Raw genomic sequence first — 19,748 nt, forward strand, 5'->3', positions numbered from 1 at the left:
AAGAAATGAAATTAATAAGTAATAAAAGTGTCATCTTATTGATTTGTATCAGTTTGTTTTTTATAGGGGTCGGCATTTTATCTAGTTCAACGGTTGTTATGGCAGAAAAAAGTAATAAAATGGTGGAGAGAGAGCAGTACTACAAGTCCATTGGTTATTTAGATTATACGGGTCATGAAAATGAATTTGTAACAAAATACCTAGGAAACGATGATTCACTTATTTTTAGTTTTGGCTTTAGGGATCCTAATTGGACTGAGCTCCCCATTATGGACTCTGAAGAGTATATTCCAGTAGCGAACGTGCTTTTAGATCAGCCGCAAAACGACCATTATGTCGGTTCTCTTTATCAAGGGCAAGATGGTGAGGAAACTAAAGAACGAGCACGGTATTTTAATAGCGGGGCAATGGTGATTGATGCTCAAGGGAAGAGAGTGATAAATCCAGATGTAGAATCGACTCAAACTGTTTCTAAAGACAGGCGAACAAAAACGTTGCTTGGAAATCGAAGTAAAGATAAAGCCGTCTTACTCATCAATGAAGGTGATTATCTTTTAGAAATGGAAATGAAAGGTGATTCTAATATGTTAGCCGTAAAAACGGATATCCATTATTGGAATCAATCGGGGAAAAAATTAAAATATGGGATTTATTATGGCCATGATTTTAAACTTGGAAGTGATGATGAGGTTCCTATTTATTCATTGGGTAGAAATCGTGGGGTCTACACTAAGACGGATGCAGAGATTGATCCTCTGGCAGATCAATATCGCTTAAACTATATTTTCAAACGTTCTAAATTTGAGTATCCTGATTTAGTGAATTATCAAGTTGGTCATACTGATAGACAAACATTGAGTAGTGATAATCCATTTGAAGTTTTTTCGAATAAAACCTTTACAGGACTAGGGTTAGAGTCTGAGCCTAATGATGTAGATAGGGTGATTTTGAATGGAGAGGAATCTAACGACATAATTGATTCCGCTTTGATAAGTAAAGTGATACCAAGGGATGTTAAGGCAAATGAAAAACTAACGCTTTCGTTTACGACATCGTTAGCAGTGATGGATGCTAATCCTGAAATTAACCCTGAAAATGAAGATTTTGAGATGACAGAAGGCGATGCTTCGATTGAAATTTTGGGTGATTGGTACGATGAAAATGATCCACCCAAAGGGACAATCTCATTTAAGGTTAAAAATGAAAAAGGCGAAGCGACAGGTATTGTAGGGCAAACGAGCTATGATGGTGGGAATAAAGATTCTGGCGAGTGGAAAGTTAAATTGGAAGGAACGGAAAAACTACCAGTTGGACGTTATCAAATTGAAACAGAAATTAAAAATACGAAAACTCCAAGTAAAAAGAGTAGTCGAAAAATAGGTTTAATTGTTAAAGAAAGTGAAGAACCGAAATTAGAAATTCTTGAAAAAGAATTTGAAATCAAAAAAAATGAAACTGGACAATTTATAATAAAAGGGAAGTGGCAAGACCCTCTAAAGAAAGGGGGTAAGATAAAGGTAATAAATGAAACCGGAACAATCGCTGACTACTCTTATCCTGCAGGACAAAGAGAGGGGAACTGGGAGTTACCCATAGACCAATCACTTTTTTCAGATAAAAAAGCAGGTGATTATTCTTTAGATATTCAACTTGTCCGTAATAGTGATAACGCAAGTTCGGAACGGGAAACCGTAGCTGTTCATGTTTTAAAACGGATCATCATTTCTTATTACTTAGGTGATACTTTGATGACACCACAGCCAGACGAATTGAAAAAAGAAGCCGACATACGTCTAGGTAAAAATTTAGAATTCGAAGTTCCTTTAGAATATGATAGGGCAAAATTAAATCAAGAAAAATCAGGAACGCTAGGTAATAAATATAGTAAAAAAGTCGTTTCAGATTTGGATGAAGTGAAGATTTATTATGATTTTAGTACAGTCAAAGTGACCGTTAATTACTTGTATTCAGGGACTGAGCGCTCGATTTTTAGTTCAACGACATCAGCAGAGCGTAAAAAGGCTGATAATCTAACCGACATTTCAGTCGGAAGTCGCTTAACAGATGTTGTTACAGATAAAACAACGGCTGTAGGCTATGACTATGAGTCATTAAAAGCAACAGCGAATGGTCAAGAAATTACAGACGGGAAAGTTCCGAATCAAGAAACGATCATTAATCTTTATTTTAAACCAAAATCAGAAATCAAAGTCCCGAAATCGATTGATTTTGGGAGCCAAAAATTATCGAAACAAGTGGAAAAAATTTATCCTAAAAATAGTCCTGAAATAAGTGTGATCAATACACAAGAAACCCTAAATGGTGATCTCGTTAATTGGCGTTTATTAGGTGAGTTTGGTGGTTTTAGAAACGAAGAGCTAACTTTACTAGGTCACTTAAAATTTGCAGATAAGGGGATTAGTTCTAATTCTGAGGTTAAAGTGATGGAACAACGTATCCAACCAGAAGAAACGATTTTATTGAATGCAGGAGAACAGGGGCTCTATTTAGAGGTCGAATCAGGAAACTTAGCAGAAATTTATCGTGGTGAAATTACTTGGATATTAGAGAACGCCTTTTAATTGTTTGATTGAAAGTTAAAAATAAAAAAAGTAGTGATTTTGATTAAGAGATGAATTTGAGAGTTTTCCTCAAATTCATCTCTTTTTGACCGTTTAATGATAAAATAAACTTATTTATTGTAGGATAAAAAAAATACTTAGGAAACGATTTTATTATTACTGTATTATTACTATCTTTTATTCAGACTTGATATTCTCATTGGATTTTATATGGTTGTTATAAAATAATTGTTAGAGGTTAGCTAAAATTAATAGGTAGTGAAAAATGAGGATGTTGTGTATACTTAAGTTGAGTATTTTCACAAAAAAGATAAAAAACGAGCGTTTGTGTTTAATAGTTTTTATATGGAATATCAATTAGTAGTTATTATTAGTGTGTTAAAAACCTAGTAATAATTACTTTTTTTTTATAGTAAACAAAGTGAAAATCGAGGGGAGAAATATGGGGAAAATAAGCTATAAAAGAGTTACCTTATTGATTAGTCTAAGTTTGTTTTTTGTAGGGATTGGTTTTTTATCATATTCAAGTTCTGTAGTTGCGGTTAGCAAAAAAATGATGGAGAGAGAAAGTTATTATCAATCGATTGGCTATAAAGATTATACAAATGGTGAAAATGAATTTGAAGCAAAGTTGCCAGGAAGCGAGACATCGCTTATTTTTAGTTTTGGTTTTAGAAGTCTTTATCAGTACGATTCTCCTTTATCCAATCCTAAAGATTTTGCAGCAATTTCTAATGTTATATTAAAAAAAGAAGGTTCGGCTGATTATATTGGCTCGGTTTTTTCGAGAAAGGTTCAAGGGGGAAATACAGAAAGCCAACAGTTAAGGTTGTACAGTAGTGGTGCAATGGTTATTGATGCAGAGGGAAAAAGAATTAATAAAATTTTAGGTGTTGATGTTACTTCTGATTTAGACTCTCGCGAAAAACGACTATTAGGAAATAAAAAAGAAGCAAAAGCAGTTTTGTTAATAGATGAGGGCAGTTATCTCCTAGAGATGGAAATGAAACAAGATAAAAATAGTCTTGCGGTTAAGACGGATATTCATTATTGGAATCAGTCCGGTAAAAAATTGAAGTATGGGATTTATTATGGTCATGATTTTAAACTAGGAGAAAATGATGAGGTTCCTGTTTATTCCTTGGGCAGAAATCGAGGGGTTTATACTAAGACAGATGAATACCGTTTGAATTATATTTTTAAACGGTCCAAATTTGATTATCCTGATTTAGTGAATTATCATGTGGGGAACACAGCATTCCAATTGCCAAGTGAAGACAATCCGTACACTTTTTTTTCTAATCGGAAATTTGATGGAACAGGGTTAGAATCTCAACCAAATGATGTAGAAAAGATTATCCTTAATGAAAATGCTTCTGTTGGTTGGAAAACAGATTCTGGTCTGGGAAGTAAAGTGACACCTAGAGATGTCGAGCCAAATGAAAAATTAACGCTTTCGTTTACAACGTCGTTAGCAGTGATTGATGCGAATCCTGAAATTAATCCTGAAAATGAAGACTTTGAGATGACGGAAGGTGATTCTTCGCTTGAAATTTTTGGTGACTGGTATGATGAAAATAATCCACCAAAAGGGATAATTTCATTTAATGTTAAAAATGAAAAAGGCGAGCCGATAGGGATTATTGAACAAACAAGTTACGATGGTGGGAATAAAGATTCTGGCGAGTGGAAGATTAAATTGTTAGGAACTGAAACATTACCAATCGGACGTTATCAGATTGAAACTAAGATTCAAAACACGACTTATCCAGATAAGCAGAGTACAAGAGGGATAGGGTTGATTGTTAAAGAAAGTGAAGAGCCAATTTTAAAGCTTAGGGAAGAAGAACATGAGATTAAGATAAATGAAACAGGTCAATTGGTAGTAAAAGGAACATGGCGCGACCCTTTAGAAAAAGGGGGTAAGATAAAAATAATACGTGAAACAGAAACGATTGCGGACTACTCTTATCCAGCGGGACAGTTAGAAGGAAGTTGGGAGCTACCAGTTGAACGGTCACTATTTTCCGATAAAAAAGCAGGTAATTATCCTTTAAGTGTTCAACTGATTCGTAACGATGATAATGCAGTGTCAAAAAAAGAAAATGTACAGGTCTATGTTTTAAAACATATTAAAATCACTTATTATTTAGTAGATACTCTACTGACACCACAACCAGAGAGTTTGAAAAAAGAAGCCGATATCCGTCTGGGAAAAAAATTAGAATTTGAGGTTCCACTAGAATATGAAGAATTAAAATTAGATCAAGAAAAATCGGGGACGCTGGGTAATAAATATAGTAAAAAAGTCGATTCAGATTTGGATGAAGTGAAGATTTATTATGCTTTAAGTACTGTTAAGGTTACTGTTAATTACTTGTATTCTGGGACGGAACGTTCCATCTTTATCTCAACGACGTCAACGGAGCGTAAAAAAGCTGATAATTTAACTGAGATATCAGTCGGAAGTCACTTAACAGATGTGGTTACAGGTAAGACAAGTGCCGATGGTTATGACTATGAATCACTAAAAGCAACAGCGAATGGTCAAGAAATTAAAGATGGGAAGGTTCCAAGTCAAGAAACCATTATTAATCTTTATTTTAAACCAAAATCAGAAATTAGAGTGTCTAAGGCAATCAATTTTGGGAGTCGACAACTATCTAATCAAGTTGAGACCATTTATCCTCAAGATAGTCCTAAAATAAGTGTGGTTAACACACAAGAAACTCCAAGTGGTGAGCTCGTTAATTGGCGTTTATTAGGTGAGTTTGGTGGTTTTAAAACAGAAAAATTAACTTTGTTAGGTCATTTGAAATTTGCTGATAAAGGGATTGGTTCCAATTCTGAGGTTAAAGTGATGGAACAACGTGTTAAACCAGAGGAGACGATTTTATTGAATGCTGGAGAACAGGGGCTCTATTTAGAGGTCGCATCTGGGAATTTAGCGGAAACTTATCATGGTGAAATCATGTGGGTCCTAGAAAACGCGCCTTAAAGATAGACAAAAGCGAGATTGACCACATTAAGGTCAATCTCGCTTTTTTATTTACGTATGTTTTTTTTCAATACAGATGAGCATAGGAGGACAGTTTTTTTGGTTAATAAATTGATAGTGGAGGACTGAAAATAAGTCTTGAGGTAATTTTTTTGTGTAGTCTAAAACATCACGTTTTTCAATTTCGCCACCAGGATGTCCAGAGTAGATAACTAAAATGATTCGCCCTGTTGCATCGAGTCGCTCTAACAATTTAGTAACAGCTTGTAACGTTGTTTTACTTTTAGTAATAATTTCTTTATTTCCTTTAGGTAGATAGCCAAGATTAAAAATGGCAGCTTTTACCTTATCTTGAGGCTCTAGCACAGTATCTAGTTGTTCATGGCTCAGAAGATTTAAATTAACTTGTTTTAAGACTGCTTCTTTTTTTAGGCGTTGATAGGTTGCATCAAAAGCTTGCTGTTGGACATCAAAAGCTTCAACTCGCCCGCTTTCGCCTACTAGTTTTGCTAAAAACACGGTGTCATTTCCATTTCCCATGGTTGCATCGACAACCAAATCACCAGGTTGAATGATTTCCTCCAATAAAGAATGACTGAAACGTAACGCAGATAATAGCATCGATAGAGAACCTTCCTTATATTTAATTAGTATAAATTCCTTGGTATGTCTTACGCTTGACTAATTCTTGATCAATAGCATTTAAGACTTCCCATTTTTTCAAACTCCACATTGGCCCAATAATGGTTTCTCGAGGAGCATCTCCAGTGAGCCGGTGAATAATGACATTAGGAGGAATAATTTCCAACTGATCACAAATCAAACGGACATAGTCTGTTTGTGACATTAATTGTAATCGTCCTTCTTGATAGTCTTTGACCATTTTTGTATTAGTCATCAGATGAAGGAGATGTAATTTAATCCCCTGAATATCGGAATTTTGGACCGTTCGTCGTACATTTTCTAGCATCATTTCATGTGTTTCACCGGGTAAGCCATTGATAAGATGGGTACAGACACGGATATTATGTTTTCTTAATTTTGCAACACCATCAAGATAAGTTTGATAATCATGGGCTCGGTTAATCATTTGGCTCGTTGCTTCATAAGTTGTTTGTAGACCTAATTCAACCCATAAATAGAAGCGTTCATTTAATTCAGCTAAGTACGCGACAACCTCATCTGGTAGGCAATCAGGACGAGTTCCGATGGATAAACCGACAACCCCTTCTTCATTTAAAACTTGTTCGAAACGATGTTTGATAACCTCTAAAGGTGCATGTGTATTTGTAAAATTCTGAAAGTAAACAATATATTGTTTAGTCTTTGGCCATTTTTTATGCATTTGGTCGACTTCTTTTCGAAATTGAATGGGTAAAGGATCACTTGGAGCAATCATCATATCACCAGACCCTGAAACACTACAAAAAGTACAGCCACCTGTTGCAACTGTTCCGTCACGATTAGGGCAATCAAAGCCACCGTCAATGGGGACTTTAAATAGTTTTTCTGAAAAAGTTTCACGTAAAGCTTCATTCCAAGTGTAGTATCTTTTTTGTTGACTTGTTTTAAATTGAAACATACTTATTTATTTCCTCCAAATTCTTGTTTGAACTCCAATTTTTTGAAAATTGGGTAAGTTGCCAAGAGCCAAGTTACCCCAATCAGCCAGCCCCCTAAAACATCTGTCGGATAATGAACGCCAAGATAGACTCGACTCATGCCAATAAATAAAATTAAAAGCCCTAAAATTAATTGGATACTTAATCGTATTTTTTTATTTTTTATCAGGTTGGGTAAGACGAGGATCAGAGTTCCATAAAAGAGCATGCTTCCCATCGCGTGTCCACTTGGAAAGCTAAAGCCAGTTGCATGGACTAAGTGGCCAGAAACAGCTGGTCGTGGGCGAGAAAAGATACTTTTTAAAATTATGTTTCCAAGACCTTGAACCAAGGCTGAATTAATTAAAAGCCAGTAAGCACTGATTTTTTCTTTCCAATAATAAAGACTAAGACTACCAACTAAGGTAAGGAAAATAATCGTAATTGTGTTACTAAATTTAGTAATGTATTGGAAAAAACTTGTTTTTGTTGGTGTGATAGACCCGCGAATGAAATGAATGATTGGCTGGTCAATGGATTGTAAAACGATTGGGTTAGAAATGACAAAGTAAGCAATCATTGCAAACAGAAGTAAGGTAACACTTGCAGCAAATTGCCAATAAATTTTATTTTTCACTATAAAAAGAGCCTCCTAATATTGAGCAAAATCATCAATCTAAAAATTAAAAAAGGGTTGTAGTGAACAATGATTTTGTTCACTACAACCCTTTCAGTATAACATAAACTATGTTGAAACGAATCATTTGAATAAAAGGTTAATAAAAATTAATAATCATCAAACTCGTAATGAGTATCATCTTCTTCTAGTGCTCGCACAGCAATATTTCCGCTTTTTGTATCTGCTTTTAATTGAGGGCTTCCTTTTTTCGTTTCAAGAGTAGGTGTGCCATTTTCTAATTCTTCATCCATTAGTTCTGTAATAATGCCACTGTGTGTTTTTAGCGAAATAGCCGCTTTTTCCCACCCTTTTTTATCAAGCTCAATCTCAAGATTCCCATGAGCTGAAGTTAGGTCAATATCATCTTTAGTGAAGATGGAGTGGAAGAAAATATCACTATTTTTAGATTCCACTAGAATTTTTCCATAGGTATGATTGATACTAGTAAAACCATCATTTGTTTTTGTCGTTAAATCACCATGAGTATTACCCGTAAAAATATCTCCAGAAGTTGAGGTTAGGTCAAATTTTCTAGCATGCGATTCGAGGACCGTGATTCCCCCGTACTGGGTTTTAATCTCGATATCTTGGGTCGCTTTGACCTCTTCTAATCTTAAAGTACTAGAAACAGTGTTACTTTTGATTTCTTTGGCATTGACGTTCTGCATATAAATGTCACCGTGATCAACTTTTATTTCTAATGATTCAGGAGAGAAGTCATAGATGTTCAAATTGACTTGACGGCCATTAACGATTATTTTTTTATAGCCACTTGGCAAGCTTAGATTGATACTATCCTTGCCAACACCGTAGTCGAAAAAGGAAAAATTAAATGGCAACGTCTTTGTGGCTTTTTCATTATCGATAGAGACAGTTGTCTCTTTGTCTTTTTTATCAATGTTCCATTTTAATTTACCAACGGCACGTTGATCTAATGGCAGACCTGTTTTTTCCATATGTACACGATCGTCAGTTGATTTGGTGAGTGTCACATGGGTACTACGATTGAAATTTAAAACTAACGTTTCAGAACCATCGTAAGCAAAGGATTCACGGACTTCATTCTTTTCACGTTGTGTTTTTAAATTTTGATAAAGGAAAAAACTAGAGAAACTTCCTCCTACAATGAAAAGGAGGGCTAAGCTTAAAATAATTTTTGTTGATTTTTTTATCATTAGTGATGACCTCCTCGTAAGACTAGAAGATTCCAACGAATATAACCTTTTAATAATTTAAAACTTCCAGTTGTAATGGGCTTTAATAGTAAGAAACCGATTAAACCAACACCACAAAGAATGAAAGCACTAGCTAATTGAAAGAATCCATAAGTGCTTGCGGCGGTCATAAAAATACCAACAAGAGCTATCAAAGGAGAGGCAATCATTGTAAGTGCTACGAGCCAAGCAGCAAATAAAAGCATAAATAAAGCTGAAATCATCCAAATCATAAAACAGGTATTAAGAAAAAAGAGCCCAATAATTTGAGAGACACGTGAAAAACGACTTGGTGCGACAGGTGAGAATTCGTATTCATGTTGATAAGGATGTTCAAATTGCTCTGCATCTGAAAATTCTTGCCATCCGTGATCGCTGGGTTGTGTTTCTTCGAAATAAAGATTTTTGGATTTTAAAATATCGATAGCGATTGATTTTGGTTGTCCTAATTCCTTACTAACTTCAAATTCAGAAAGTCCGGCTGCCAGTTGTTCATCAAATAAGTCGGCATAAACTTGACAAATATCCTGTTGTTCATCAAAAGGAAGTTGTTTTAAATTTAATCTGAGTTCAATTAAAAAATGTTCTTTGTTCATTGTGTCAACTCCTAAGCATGTATTATATCTAACATTAATATACAGTCAAAAAAGAAGTGCTACAAGTGAATTAGAACAAAATCAGCCTAAAGTATGAAAAAAAGAAACAGATAATAATAATTAAAAGGTGGTAAAAAAGAAAAAAAGACACTTGTTACTGCTTGCTATCAGAGTAAGGTCATGCTTTAATTAATCTATGACAGTTTAAAATAATTTTAAAGTAGGTAAGAATAATTATTAATTTATATAGATGTAAAAGAAGTGATTGGGGGAAAGATTTTATGAAAAAAGATATTCCATTTTTTATGGGGACTAAAGCAAACATATTAAGAAATGCATCATGGTTTGGCATGACAATTGTGTTATCATCAACGGTGTTTATCAGTAATGCACCAATGAAAGCCTTTGCTGATGAGGATACAAATCACAAACTATCAGGCGAACGTTCGCTAACAAAAGCAGCAGTTCAGTTACTCTCATTGGATACATCAAGTCAAGAAAATTTTAAAAATCAACCATTTGAACTTCAGTTGAAATTAGATGTTTCGGAAGATATCACTCAAGAAGTAGTGATAAAGCTCTCACCTAATGTTCAGTTTAAGGAAGAACAACAAGCAGCAGATTTAAAAAATGGATTGGGACAATCTATTGGTCACTATACTTTTGATAGTCAGTTGAATCAAATCAAATTGAATCTTAAGACACAGGAAAGCTCGAAAGTAACTTTACCTGTTTTAGTTGGCTTAAAAACGCAAGAATTAAAAACACAAATGGTGTCAGCTTCATTAGAACAACAAATTGTGTCAACAGCAATTGTGTTACAAACTGAAGAGCCTTCTACGGAGTCTTCAGCAGAAGTTACACAGGAAAGTACGAGCGCGCCATCAACAAGTACAACTGAAACAACAACGAGTGGTACGAGCGCGCCATCAACAAGTACAACTGAAACAACAACGAGTAGTACGAGCGCGCCATCAACAAGTACAACTGAAACAACAACGAGTGGTACGAGCGCGCCATCAACAAGTACAACTGAAACAACAACGAGTAGTACGAGCGCGCCATCAACAAGTACAACTGAAACAACAACGAATAGTACGAGCGCGCCATCAACAAGTACGACTGAAACAATAACGAGTAATACAAGTGCACCATCAACGAATAGTACGACTCAAAATAAACCAAAACCAGCACCAAAGCCAGCACCAAAACCAGCGCCAAAACGTCAGGCTTCTCCTGTTAAGGCGACAGTACCAACACCAACACCAAGAGCAACATTACCAAAAACAGGAATCCCACAGGATGATTTTGTTTTAACAATAGCGCCTTACGCACAGGGCGTAGCACATCGTAACAATTTATATGCATCTGTGATGATTGCACAGGCTATTTTAGAAAGTGGTTACGGTCAGAGTAGTTTAGCATCGGCACCTAATCATAATCTTTTTGGGATTAAAGGGTCTTATCACGGACAGTCTGTAACGATGCAAACATGGGAACATTTTAATGGGCGAGATGTGTTTATTAATGCTCAGTTTAGAAAGTATCCATCTTTTGCAGAATCATTCCAAGACAATGCGAATGTTTTAAAAACAACTTCTTTTTCTCCAGGTGTTTATTTCTATTCAGGAGCTTGGAAGTCAAATACGAATTCTTATCAAGATGCAACGGCTTGGTTAAGAGGACGCTACGCAACGGATCCAAATTATAATTACAAGTTGAATAGCTTAATCGTCAAACATAACTTAACGCAGTATGATACAGCTCCAACCGGTAATACAGCAGCTCCGGAAGTTGGGACAGGCAATAATAATAGTTCTGAAAAACCAAATAAGCCAACTCCGTCATCCGGTAATTATCAAGTAAAATCAGGCGATACATTATTTGCTATCAGTCGTAGTTATGGTTTAACGGTTAGTGAGCTAAAACGATTAAATGGCTTAACAAGTGATTTAATTTATGTGGGTCAAACATTAAAAGTGACTTCAAATCAAACAACACAACCTAAACCCCCTACGTCTAAACCAGGCTCTAGACCAACCCCAACTCCAACCAATGAACAAGTGGTGGTTAAAGCGGGCGATACATTATATGGGCTTAGTCAACGCTACGGTATGACTGTTTTTGAATTAAAACAATGGAATCATTTAGAAAGTGATTTAATTTATGTGGGTCAAGCATTAAAAATAAAAGGGACAAGTGGTTCGTCTAATTCAACCAACCGTCCGACTGAAAAACCAACGCCAACATCAGGTTATTACGTAGTTAAAAGCGGTGATACGTTATATGGAATTAGTCGCAAGTATAATATGTCAGTTTCGCAATTAAAATCATTAAATCAATTGAGTGATGATTTAATTTATATTAATCAACGTTTAAAAGTGAGTCAAACTGCTTCTAATTCGACAAATCAAACAGCAAACAAGCCAACGCTAACAACGGGAAGTACTTACAAAGTTAAAAGTGGTGATACTTTGTATCGAATTGCTTTACAAAATCATCTAACGATCAGTGAAATTAAATCATTAAATCAATTAACGAGCGATTTAATTTATGTGGGTCAAACATTAAAATTGAAAGAACCGGTTAGAAATGAATCACAACGAGAAGTTCAATTTGGTAATGGAACAACTCATCGTGTGAAAGCGGGCGAATCATTATGGGCCTTATCACGAAAATATGGTATTTCAGTAGCTACGATTAAAGAGAAAAACAAACTTTCTTCAGATATTATTTATGTGGGTCAAACGTTAAAAATTAACTAAACATTTGAAAATCAATTTTTTATCTGTTATGATAATCTTAATATTTAAATAATGATGATAAGAAGTAGTAAAAAGGAAAATTTAGTAGAGAGTACATGGCTGGTGAAAATGTACAAATGGAACTTTTGAACTTGTCTGACCGTTAAATCATCGCTTCGGAGTCTTTCCGTTATCAAGAAGTGTGAGGTATTCTAGTAATAGTAGAATATAAACATAGGTGGTACCACGTATAGAAATAACGTCCTATAGACATTAAGCTGTAAGCTTTTGTCTATAGGATTTTTTATTTTTTAAAAAATTAGAGGAGGATTTTTTTAATGGCATATAATCATAAAGAAATTGAAAAAAGATGGCAACAGTATTGGAAGAAAAATCATACGTTTAAAACGGAGGAAACTTCACAGAAACCAAATTTCTACGCTTTAGATATGTTTCCGTATCCTTCAGGTCAAGGACTTCATGTTGGGCATCCAAAAGGCTATACTTCAACAGATGTTTTAGCTCGTTTGAAACGTGCGCAAGGGTTTAACGTTCTTCATCCGATGGGATGGGATGCGTTTGGTTTACCTGCGGAACAATATGCTTTAGATACTGGAAATGATCCTGCCGAGTTTACAGCGAAAAACATCCAAACCTTTAAACGTCAATTTGACTCATTAGGTTTTAGTTTTGATTGGGATCGTGAAATCAATACAACAGATCCAGAATATTATAAATGGACACAATGGATTTTTACTAAATTCTTTGAAAAAGGCTTGGCTTATGAAGCGGAAGTACCAGTAAACTGGTGTCCTGCACTGGGAACTGTTTTAGCGAATGAAGAAGTTATCAATGGTAAATCAGAACGTGGCGATCACCCTGTTTATCGAGTTCCAATGAAACAATGGATGCTACGAATTACTGCTTATGCGGACCGTTTGATTGATGATTTAGATTTAATTGATTGGCCAGAGAATATTAAAGAAATGCAACGCAATTGGATTGGACGTTCAGAAGGGGCAAACGTTACGTTTAAAATCAAAGAGACTGACTTAGACTTTACGGTCTTCACCACACGTCCAGATACTTTATTTGGTTCAACTTATGCCGTTTTAGCACCAGAATTACCATTAGTTAAAGAAATTATGACACCAGATCATGCAGCAGAAGTTGAGGCTTATATTATTGAAGCTGAGAAAAAAACAGATCTAGATCGCACCGAACTATCAAAAGAAAAAACGGGAGTCTTTACCGGAGCTTATGCGATTAACCCTGTGAATGGCAAAGAAATGCCGATTTGGATTGCAGATTATGTTCTTTCAACTTATGGAACGGGAGCGATTATGGCAGTCCCTGCTCATGATGAACGTGATTATGAATTTGCTAAAACGTTTGATTTAGAAATTATACCTGTTTTAGAAGGTGGCAATATCACTGAGGAAGCCTTTACGGAAGATGGTTTACATATTAATTCTGAGTTTTTAGATGGCTTGAATAAAGAAGATGCGATTAATAAAATGATTGAATGGTTAGAAGAAAAAGGAATCGGTAAAAAAGAAATAAGTTATCGCTTACGTGACTGGTTATTCTCACGTCAACGCTATTGGGGTGAACCAATTCCGATTATTCATTGGGAAGATGGAACGATGACGGCGGTTCCAGAAGCTGAATTACCATTAATTTTACCAAAATCTAAGGATATCAAACCGAGTGGAACAGGTGAATCGCCATTAGCCAATATGACGGATTGGATTGAAGTGGTTGATGAAAAAACTGGAATGAAAGGTCGTCGTGAAACGAATACAATGCCTCAGTGGGCAGGTAGTTCATGGTATCATATCCGTTATATTGATCCACATAATAGTGACCAATTGGCTGATCCAGAAAAAATTAAAGAATGGTTACCAGTCGATGTTTATCTAGGTGGTTCTGAACATGCTGTTCTTCATTTACTATATGCTCGTTTTTGGCATAAATTCTTGTACGATTTAGGCGTAGTTAATACACCAGAGCCATTCCAAACTTTACATAACCAAGGAATGATTTTAGGTGAAAACAATGAGAAAATGTCTAAATCTAAAGGAAATGTTGTTAATCCAGACGACATCGTAGAACAGTATGGAGCAGATACGTTACGTTTTTATGAAATGTTTATGGGACCTTTAGATGCTTCTGTTTCTTGGAGTGAAAAAGGACTAGAAGGCAGTCGTAAATTTTTAGACCGTGTTTGGCGTCTTTATGTTGATGATAATGCGGTGTTACGAGATCGAATTACGACACATAATGATGGTCAATTAACCAAAGTTTATCACCAAACGGTTAAGAAAGTAACGGATGATTATGCACAACTTCACTTTAATACTGCATTATCTCAATTAATGATTTTCATTAATGAAGCTTATAAAGCAGAGGCTTTACCCATTGAATATATGAAAGCTTTCATCCAATTATTAGCACCAGTTGCTCCATTTGTTTCTGAAGAGCTTTGGGAAAGATTAGGTGGAACAGAAAGTGTCAGTCTTGCAACGTGGCCCGTTTATGATGAAAAAGAATTAATTGAAGATGAATTAGAAGTAATCATTCAAGTGAATGGAAAAGTTCGAGCAAAATTAGTTGTCGCTCGCGATTTATCGAAAGAAGATTTAGAAAAAGTAGCTTTTGAAAATGAACATATAAAAGAACAGTTAGCGGGTAAAGAAATTCGTAAAGTGATTACGGTTCCTAATAAGCTAGTAAATATTGTTGCCAATTAGAAAGTAAACGTAAATATTACTTAAAAGTGTTTGCATATCGGTCGCGAAATCGCTACAATTAGAGCAGTATGGAATAAGAAAGTTGGATATGTTCATGTCGAATCAAACTACTTCCTCACATGAGGAACAAGGGCTAAATGCAAAAGAAAAAATGATTCGTGGTTCACTCTGGATGACCATAGGAAGTGTATTATCGCGATTGTTGGGCGCGGTTTATATCATACCTTGGTATGCTTGGATGGGGGAACACGGAAAAATTGCAAATGGTCTGTTTAGTAAAGGCTATAACGTTTACGCTATCTTTTTAATGATTGCAACAGCTGGTATTCCAGGTGCTGTAGCGAAACAGTTATCGCATTATAATTCTTTAAATGAGTACGGTATCAGTCGTCGCTTATTCAAGCGGACGATTGCCGTGATGGCCGTTTTCGGTGTCTTGTTTTCAGGTGTGATGTATTTTCTTGCGCCTATCTTAGCTGATGGTAATCCAAATTTAGTTCCTGTGATGCGCTCCCTTAGTTGGGCCGTTTTGATTTTCCCGTCGATGAGTGTTATTCGTGGTTACTTCCAAGGAAATCAAAATATGATGCCTTCAGCAGTTTCACAAGTAATCGAACAAATTGCCCGTGTTTTTTATATGTTGCTGATGACTTTTATTATCATGAAAGTGAGACAAGGTGATTATGTCGATGCTGTCATCCAATCAACATTTGCAGCATTTATTGGGATGATTGGTGCTTATGCGACGCTGCTTTATTTCTATTATAAGCAGAAACCAGAGATGGATCGCTTGGTAGCTGGAAGTAATAATCAAGTCAATTTTGCGAATAATAAAATGGTCAAAGAAATTGTAAAACAGGCGATTCCTTTTACGATTGTTGGTTCAGGGATTACTTTATTTAAATTAGTAGATCAGTTTACATTTGAACGGATTATGTCTGGTTTTACTAATTATTCGGAAAAACAATTAGAAGCGTTGTTTACGTTATTTAGTGCCAATCCGGATAAGTTGATTATGATTACGATTTCCTTAGCGACAGGTGTCGCGATGACGAGTTTACCTCTTGTCACCGAATATTTTACATTGAACAATAAAAAAGGATTATCGAAATTGATTAGTGATAATATTCAATTATTACTGTTTGTGATGATTCCGGCGACATTTGGGATGATCGTTTTGGCAAAACCCATGTATGTTTTATTTTATGAGCCAGATGTTTTAGGTATCAATCTATTAATTCAATCAAGTGTGATTGGGCTAATTATGGGTTATTTTATTTTAGTTTCTACCACGCTTCAAGGTGTGTATAAAAATGTTGAAACAATTGTGATGCTAGTGATTGGCTTAGTCATTAAACTGTTGTTACAGCAACCTTTAGTGAAAGCTTTTGAAGTTTATGGTCCGTTGGTCGCAACAGCGATTGGGCTAGGTGTATCAAGTATTTTAATTACAAGAAGTATTAACAAAGTAGCTAAATTAGAATATTTAATGATTGTTCGTCGTACAATGTTGATTGTCATTTTTAGTTTAATCATGGCATTAGTTACTTGGCTGTGTCGTTTGGGATTGTCCTTCTTTTTAAATCCTGAAATAAAAGGACAAGCAATGGTGATTGTCTTAGTATCGGTCATTGTTGGCGTGGCTGTTTATGGTTATTTAGCATTGAAAGTCCGTTTAGCGGATCATTTAGTGGGACCCAAAATTCAAACACTTCGTCATAAGTTAAAAATTAAATAAGAGATAGTCTAAAGGTCTGTGACAATCTAGTCATAGACTTTTTGTCTCTTTTGGAAAGGAAGCCTTTATAAAAGATGAGATTAGATAAATTTTTAAGTCATACGGGATTTGGTAGTCGTAAAGAAGTGAAACAGGTTTTAAAAAGTAGACAGGTCACTCTTAATGGCGAAATCGTAAAAGATGGCAAATTAGTGATTGATGAAAAGAAGGATGTTATTTGTGTCAATGGGGTGGTTGTCATGTATCAAAAATTTGTTTACTTTATGTTAAATAAACCCAAAGATGTCGTTTCCGCAACACAAGATAATCAACATCGAACAGTGATTGATTTGCTTTCCGATAAAGATCGGGCGCATGATGTTTTTCCGGTTGGTCGTTTAGATAAAGATACAACGGGTTTTTTATTACTGACTAATGATGGTGAGCTAGCACATCAACTGCTATCACCTAAGAAAAAAGTACCCAAAAGTTACCAAGCTCTTGTGGCAGGGATTATGACGGCAGCGGATCAAGCTATTTTTAAAGCGGGTGTAGACATTGGCGAAGAAAAAATTTGCTTGCCCGCAAATTTAGAAATTTTAAAGGTAGACTTAGATAAGGAACAAACACTGATTCGTTTAGAAATTATGGAAGGAAAATTCCACCAAGTCAAACGAATGGTCAAAAAAGTAGGCAAAGAAGTTCTTGAACTGGAACGATTAAGTATGGGGGGACTAGCATTGGACCCTAAACTTAAACTAGGAAAATACCGGGAATTATTAAATGAAGAACAAGCAGAGTTATTCTCTAAATTGTCAGACAAAAGTCAAAAAAAATGATATTATAGAAACTATACTAACCGAGGAGGATTCTCTATGATAATTGATTGGAAAAAAGAAGTGGAAGCTCGTCGTGAAGACCTAATGAATGATTTATTTTCATTGCTTAGTATTCCAAGCGTGAGAGAAGATGAAAAGGCAACAGCTGAAGCACCTTTTGGACCTGGTCCTAAGGATGCCTTGCTTAAATTTTTAGAAATAGGGAAACGTGATGGATTCATCACTAAAAACGTTGATAACTATGCCGGACATCTTGAATATGGAACTGGCGATGAAACATTAGGTGTGATTGGCCACGTGGATGTAGTTCCTGTTGGACCAGGCTGGGATTCTGATCCATTTACACCAGAAATCAGAGAAGGTCGTATTTATGCTCGTGGAGCGAGTGATGATAAAGGACCAACGGTTGCAGCTTACTATGCACTTAAAATTATTAAAGAACTAGGTTTACCCGTTTCAAAACGAACACGTTTGATTGTGGGAACAGATGAAGAAAGTGGTTGGGAATGCATGGACCACTATTTAACTGTAGAAGAAAAACCAGATTTTGGCTTTTCACCAGACGCTGAGTTTCCAATTATCAATGGTGAAAAAGGGAATACAACGATTGTGGTAGAAACAGCAGGTAAAAATGAAGGAACTTTAAATCTGTTAACCTTTGATTCAGGAATGCGTGCGAATATGGTACCTGAAACAGCAGAAGCAGTTGTTGAAGTGAGTGGCGATATTGATGCATTTGCAAGTGAATATCAAGAATTTTTAGAAAAAAATCCTGTCACAGGTGAGGTTACTCTTGCTGGAAAAGTAGCTACTCTTATTTTAAATGGTCAAGCAGCTCATGGTGCGATGCCAGAAAAAGGAATTAATGCCGGAACTTATTTAGCAGACTTTCTAAGTGATTATGATTTTTCAGGACCAGCTAAAGATTATGTAACCATTATTGCTGATTTTGTTCATACTGACACAGAAGGTGTGAAATTTGGAATTGCTCATGAGGATGATATTATGGGTAAATTATCAATGAACGCTGGTGTTTTTCATTTTGATCATCAAAAAGATGTTAATACAATAACCTTAAATTTCCGTTATCCTAAAGGAATGACAGGCAAAGAAATAGAAACAACGATTCAAGAAAAATTAGTACATACAACAGCTAAAGCAGTTGAACAACCAGGTGGTAAAGCACCTCACTATGTACCGATGACAGATCCGCTGGTTCAAACTTTGTTAGCAACCTATGAAGACCATACTGGCTTAAAAGGTCATGAACAAGTGATTGGTGGCGGTACGTTTGGTCGTCTCCTTGAACGTGGTGTTGCTTATGGAGCGATGTTCCCACATAGCATTGACACTATGCATCAAAAGAACGAGTTTATGGCAGTCGATGATTTGATTAATGCGACGATCATTTATGCAGACGCTATTTATCGTTTAATTAAATAAACGAATGGAGGCTGACCTAAAAAGGTGAGTCTCTTTTTTTTATTAATACTATTTAATCGTAAGGGTATGAAAGAGAAATGATGACAGGCATTGCTTATTTTTGAAATAGAAGGATTTTAGACTCCCCCTCTTTTTTTGTTTCATAAGATAAATTATGTTATTATAATTTAATGAAGTAAGAAAGGATGACGAAAAATGACAGAAAAACAACTAACACAACTAGGCTGGATTGCTACTGTGACCTCTTGTTTAATGTATATTTCCTATATTCCTCAAATAAGTAATAATTTAAACGGACAACCTGGCAACTTTTTACAACCCTTAGTCGCAGCGATTAATTGTACGTTGTGGGTGACTTATGGTCTTAAGAAAGAGAAAAAAGATTGGCCTTTAGCAATGGCAAATGCTCCTGGGATTATATTTGGTTTAATTACTTTTATAACGGCAATTCGATAATTAGAGTAAAAAGCTTTTCAACTTGTTTTTAACAGGTGGAAAAGCTTTTTTGTCTAAAAAAGTGGTTATCCACACTAAAACCTGTGGATAACCCTGTGGACAATGTGGATAACTGTTGAAAAGCGA

Annotated in this window: 13 protein-coding genes and 1 other annotated feature; of the genes, 8 read left to right on the forward strand and 5 right to left on the reverse strand. The window is 35.5% G+C overall.

The window, feature by feature from the left end; translation table 11 throughout:
- Positions 1-5 precede the first annotated feature (5 nt).
- Together ACTJFD_RS08410 and ACTJFD_RS08415 are read left to right on the forward strand one after the other, a co-directional pair.
- Complete coding sequence (locus ACTJFD_RS08410; RefSeq protein WP_442260899.1) at positions 6-2,582, forward strand: hypothetical protein; 2,577 nt, start codon at positions 6-8, stop codon at positions 2,580-2,582.
- A gap of 442 nt (positions 2,583-3,024) precedes the next feature.
- Positions 3,025-5,580, forward strand: coding sequence for a hypothetical protein (locus ACTJFD_RS08415; RefSeq protein ID WP_442260900.1), 2,556 nt, complete (start codon positions 3,025-3,027; stop codon positions 5,578-5,580).
- 51 nt (positions 5,581-5,631) lie between these two features.
- Here the strand turns inward: ACTJFD_RS08415 and ACTJFD_RS08420 are convergent, their stop codons facing one another.
- From ACTJFD_RS08420 to ACTJFD_RS08440, 5 genes are all read right to left on the reverse strand, one after another.
- Positions 5,632-6,201, reverse strand: a complete 570-nt coding sequence (locus ACTJFD_RS08420) for a class I SAM-dependent methyltransferase (protein WP_442260901.1) — start codon at positions 6,199-6,201, stop codon at positions 5,632-5,634.
- Between the two features lie 22 nt (positions 6,202-6,223).
- Positions 6,224-7,162: a TIGR01212 family radical SAM protein gene (locus ACTJFD_RS08425; RefSeq protein ID WP_442260902.1), complete on the reverse strand. Its 939-nt coding sequence runs from the start codon at positions 7,160-7,162 to the stop codon at positions 6,224-6,226.
- 2 nt (positions 7,163-7,164) lie between these two features.
- A complete protein-coding gene (locus tag ACTJFD_RS08430) occupies positions 7,165-7,818 on the reverse strand; it encodes a phosphatase PAP2 family protein (protein WP_442260903.1) in 654 nt (217 codons plus the stop codon).
- A 149-nt stretch (positions 7,819-7,967) separates the two neighbouring features.
- Positions 7,968-9,035: a DUF4097 family beta strand repeat-containing protein gene (locus tag ACTJFD_RS08435; RefSeq protein WP_442260904.1), complete on the reverse strand. Its 1,068-nt coding sequence runs from the start codon at positions 9,033-9,035 to the stop codon at positions 7,968-7,970.
- Positions 9,035-9,670, reverse strand: a complete 636-nt coding sequence (locus tag ACTJFD_RS08440) for a DUF1700 domain-containing protein (protein ID WP_442260905.1) — start codon at positions 9,668-9,670, stop codon at positions 9,035-9,037. Before ACTJFD_RS08440 ends, ACTJFD_RS08435 begins: the two co-directional genes overlap by 1 nt.
- Positions 9,671-9,951: 281 nt before the next feature.
- Here ACTJFD_RS08440 and ACTJFD_RS08445 point away from each other — a divergent pair, with 281 nt between their 5' ends.
- The 6 genes from ACTJFD_RS08445 to ACTJFD_RS08470 all read left to right on the forward strand — a co-directional run bounded on the left by ACTJFD_RS08445 (position 9,952) and on the right by ACTJFD_RS08470 (position 19,622).
- The gene (locus ACTJFD_RS08445) at positions 9,952-12,435 is read left to right on the forward strand and encodes a LysM peptidoglycan-binding domain-containing protein (RefSeq protein WP_442260906.1); all 2,484 of its coding nucleotides are present in this window, start codon (positions 9,952-9,954) and stop codon (positions 12,433-12,435) included.
- A gap of 45 nt (positions 12,436-12,480) precedes the next feature.
- Positions 12,481-12,684, forward strand: a binding site (T-box leader).
- Between the two features lie 68 nt (positions 12,685-12,752).
- Positions 12,753-15,167 carry a leucine--tRNA ligase gene (leuS, locus tag ACTJFD_RS08450; protein WP_442260907.1) on the forward strand — a complete coding sequence of 805 codons (2,415 nt, stop codon included), beginning with the start codon at positions 12,753-12,755 and terminating at the stop codon, positions 15,165-15,167.
- A gap of 94 nt (positions 15,168-15,261) precedes the next feature.
- On the forward strand, positions 15,262-16,905 hold the full coding sequence (locus ACTJFD_RS08455; RefSeq protein ID WP_442260908.1) for a putative polysaccharide biosynthesis protein: 1,644 nt from the start codon (positions 15,262-15,264) through the stop codon (positions 16,903-16,905).
- Positions 16,906-16,979: 74 nt separating this feature from the next.
- Complete coding sequence (locus tag ACTJFD_RS08460) at positions 16,980-17,723, forward strand: pseudouridine synthase (RefSeq protein WP_442260909.1); 744 nt, start codon at positions 16,980-16,982, stop codon at positions 17,721-17,723.
- 36 nt (positions 17,724-17,759) lie between these two features.
- On the forward strand, positions 17,760-19,166 hold the full coding sequence (gene pepV, locus ACTJFD_RS08465; RefSeq protein WP_442260910.1) for a dipeptidase PepV: 1,407 nt from the start codon (positions 17,760-17,762) through the stop codon (positions 19,164-19,166).
- A gap of 195 nt (positions 19,167-19,361) precedes the next feature.
- A complete protein-coding gene (locus ACTJFD_RS08470) occupies positions 19,362-19,622 on the forward strand; it encodes a SemiSWEET family transporter (RefSeq protein ID WP_442260911.1) in 261 nt (86 codons plus the stop codon).
- Positions 19,623-19,748: the final 126 nt, after the last annotated feature.

This window comes from Vagococcus sp. (assembly GCF_052102835.1).
Classification (GTDB): domain Bacteria; phylum Bacillota; class Bacilli; order Lactobacillales; family Vagococcaceae; genus Vagococcus.

Excerpts from the sequence above, each read along its gene's own strand:
- ACTJFD_RS08410 (WP_442260899.1), top strand. The coding sequence starts at position 6 with ATGAAATTAATAAGTAATAAAAGTGTCATCTTATTGATTTGTATCAGT.
- ACTJFD_RS08415 (WP_442260900.1), top strand. The coding sequence starts at position 3,025 with ATGGGGAAAATAAGCTATAAAAGAGTTACCTTATTGATTAGTCTAAGT.
- ACTJFD_RS08420 (WP_442260901.1), bottom strand. The coding sequence starts at position 6,201 with ATGCTATTATCTGCGTTACGTTTCAGTCATTCTTTATTGGAGGAAATC.
- ACTJFD_RS08425 (WP_442260902.1), bottom strand. The coding sequence starts at position 7,162 with ATGTTTCAATTTAAAACAAGTCAACAAAAAAGATACTACACTTGGAAT.
- ACTJFD_RS08435 (WP_442260904.1), bottom strand. The coding sequence starts at position 9,035 with ATGATAAAAAAATCAACAAAAATTATTTTAAGCTTAGCCCTCCTTTTC.
- ACTJFD_RS08440 (WP_442260905.1), bottom strand. The coding sequence starts at position 9,670 with ATGAACAAAGAACATTTTTTAATTGAACTCAGATTAAATTTAAAACAA.
- ACTJFD_RS08445 (WP_442260906.1), top strand. The coding sequence starts at position 9,952 with ATGAAAAAAGATATTCCATTTTTTATGGGGACTAAAGCAAACATATTA.
- leuS (WP_442260907.1), top strand. The coding sequence starts at position 12,753 with ATGGCATATAATCATAAAGAAATTGAAAAAAGATGGCAACAGTATTGG.
- ACTJFD_RS08455 (WP_442260908.1), top strand. The coding sequence starts at position 15,262 with ATGTCGAATCAAACTACTTCCTCACATGAGGAACAAGGGCTAAATGCA.
- ACTJFD_RS08460 (WP_442260909.1), top strand. The coding sequence starts at position 16,980 with ATGAGATTAGATAAATTTTTAAGTCATACGGGATTTGGTAGTCGTAAA.
- pepV (WP_442260910.1), top strand. The coding sequence starts at position 17,760 with ATGATAATTGATTGGAAAAAAGAAGTGGAAGCTCGTCGTGAAGACCTA.
- ACTJFD_RS08470 (WP_442260911.1), top strand. The coding sequence starts at position 19,362 with ATGACAGAAAAACAACTAACACAACTAGGCTGGATTGCTACTGTGACC.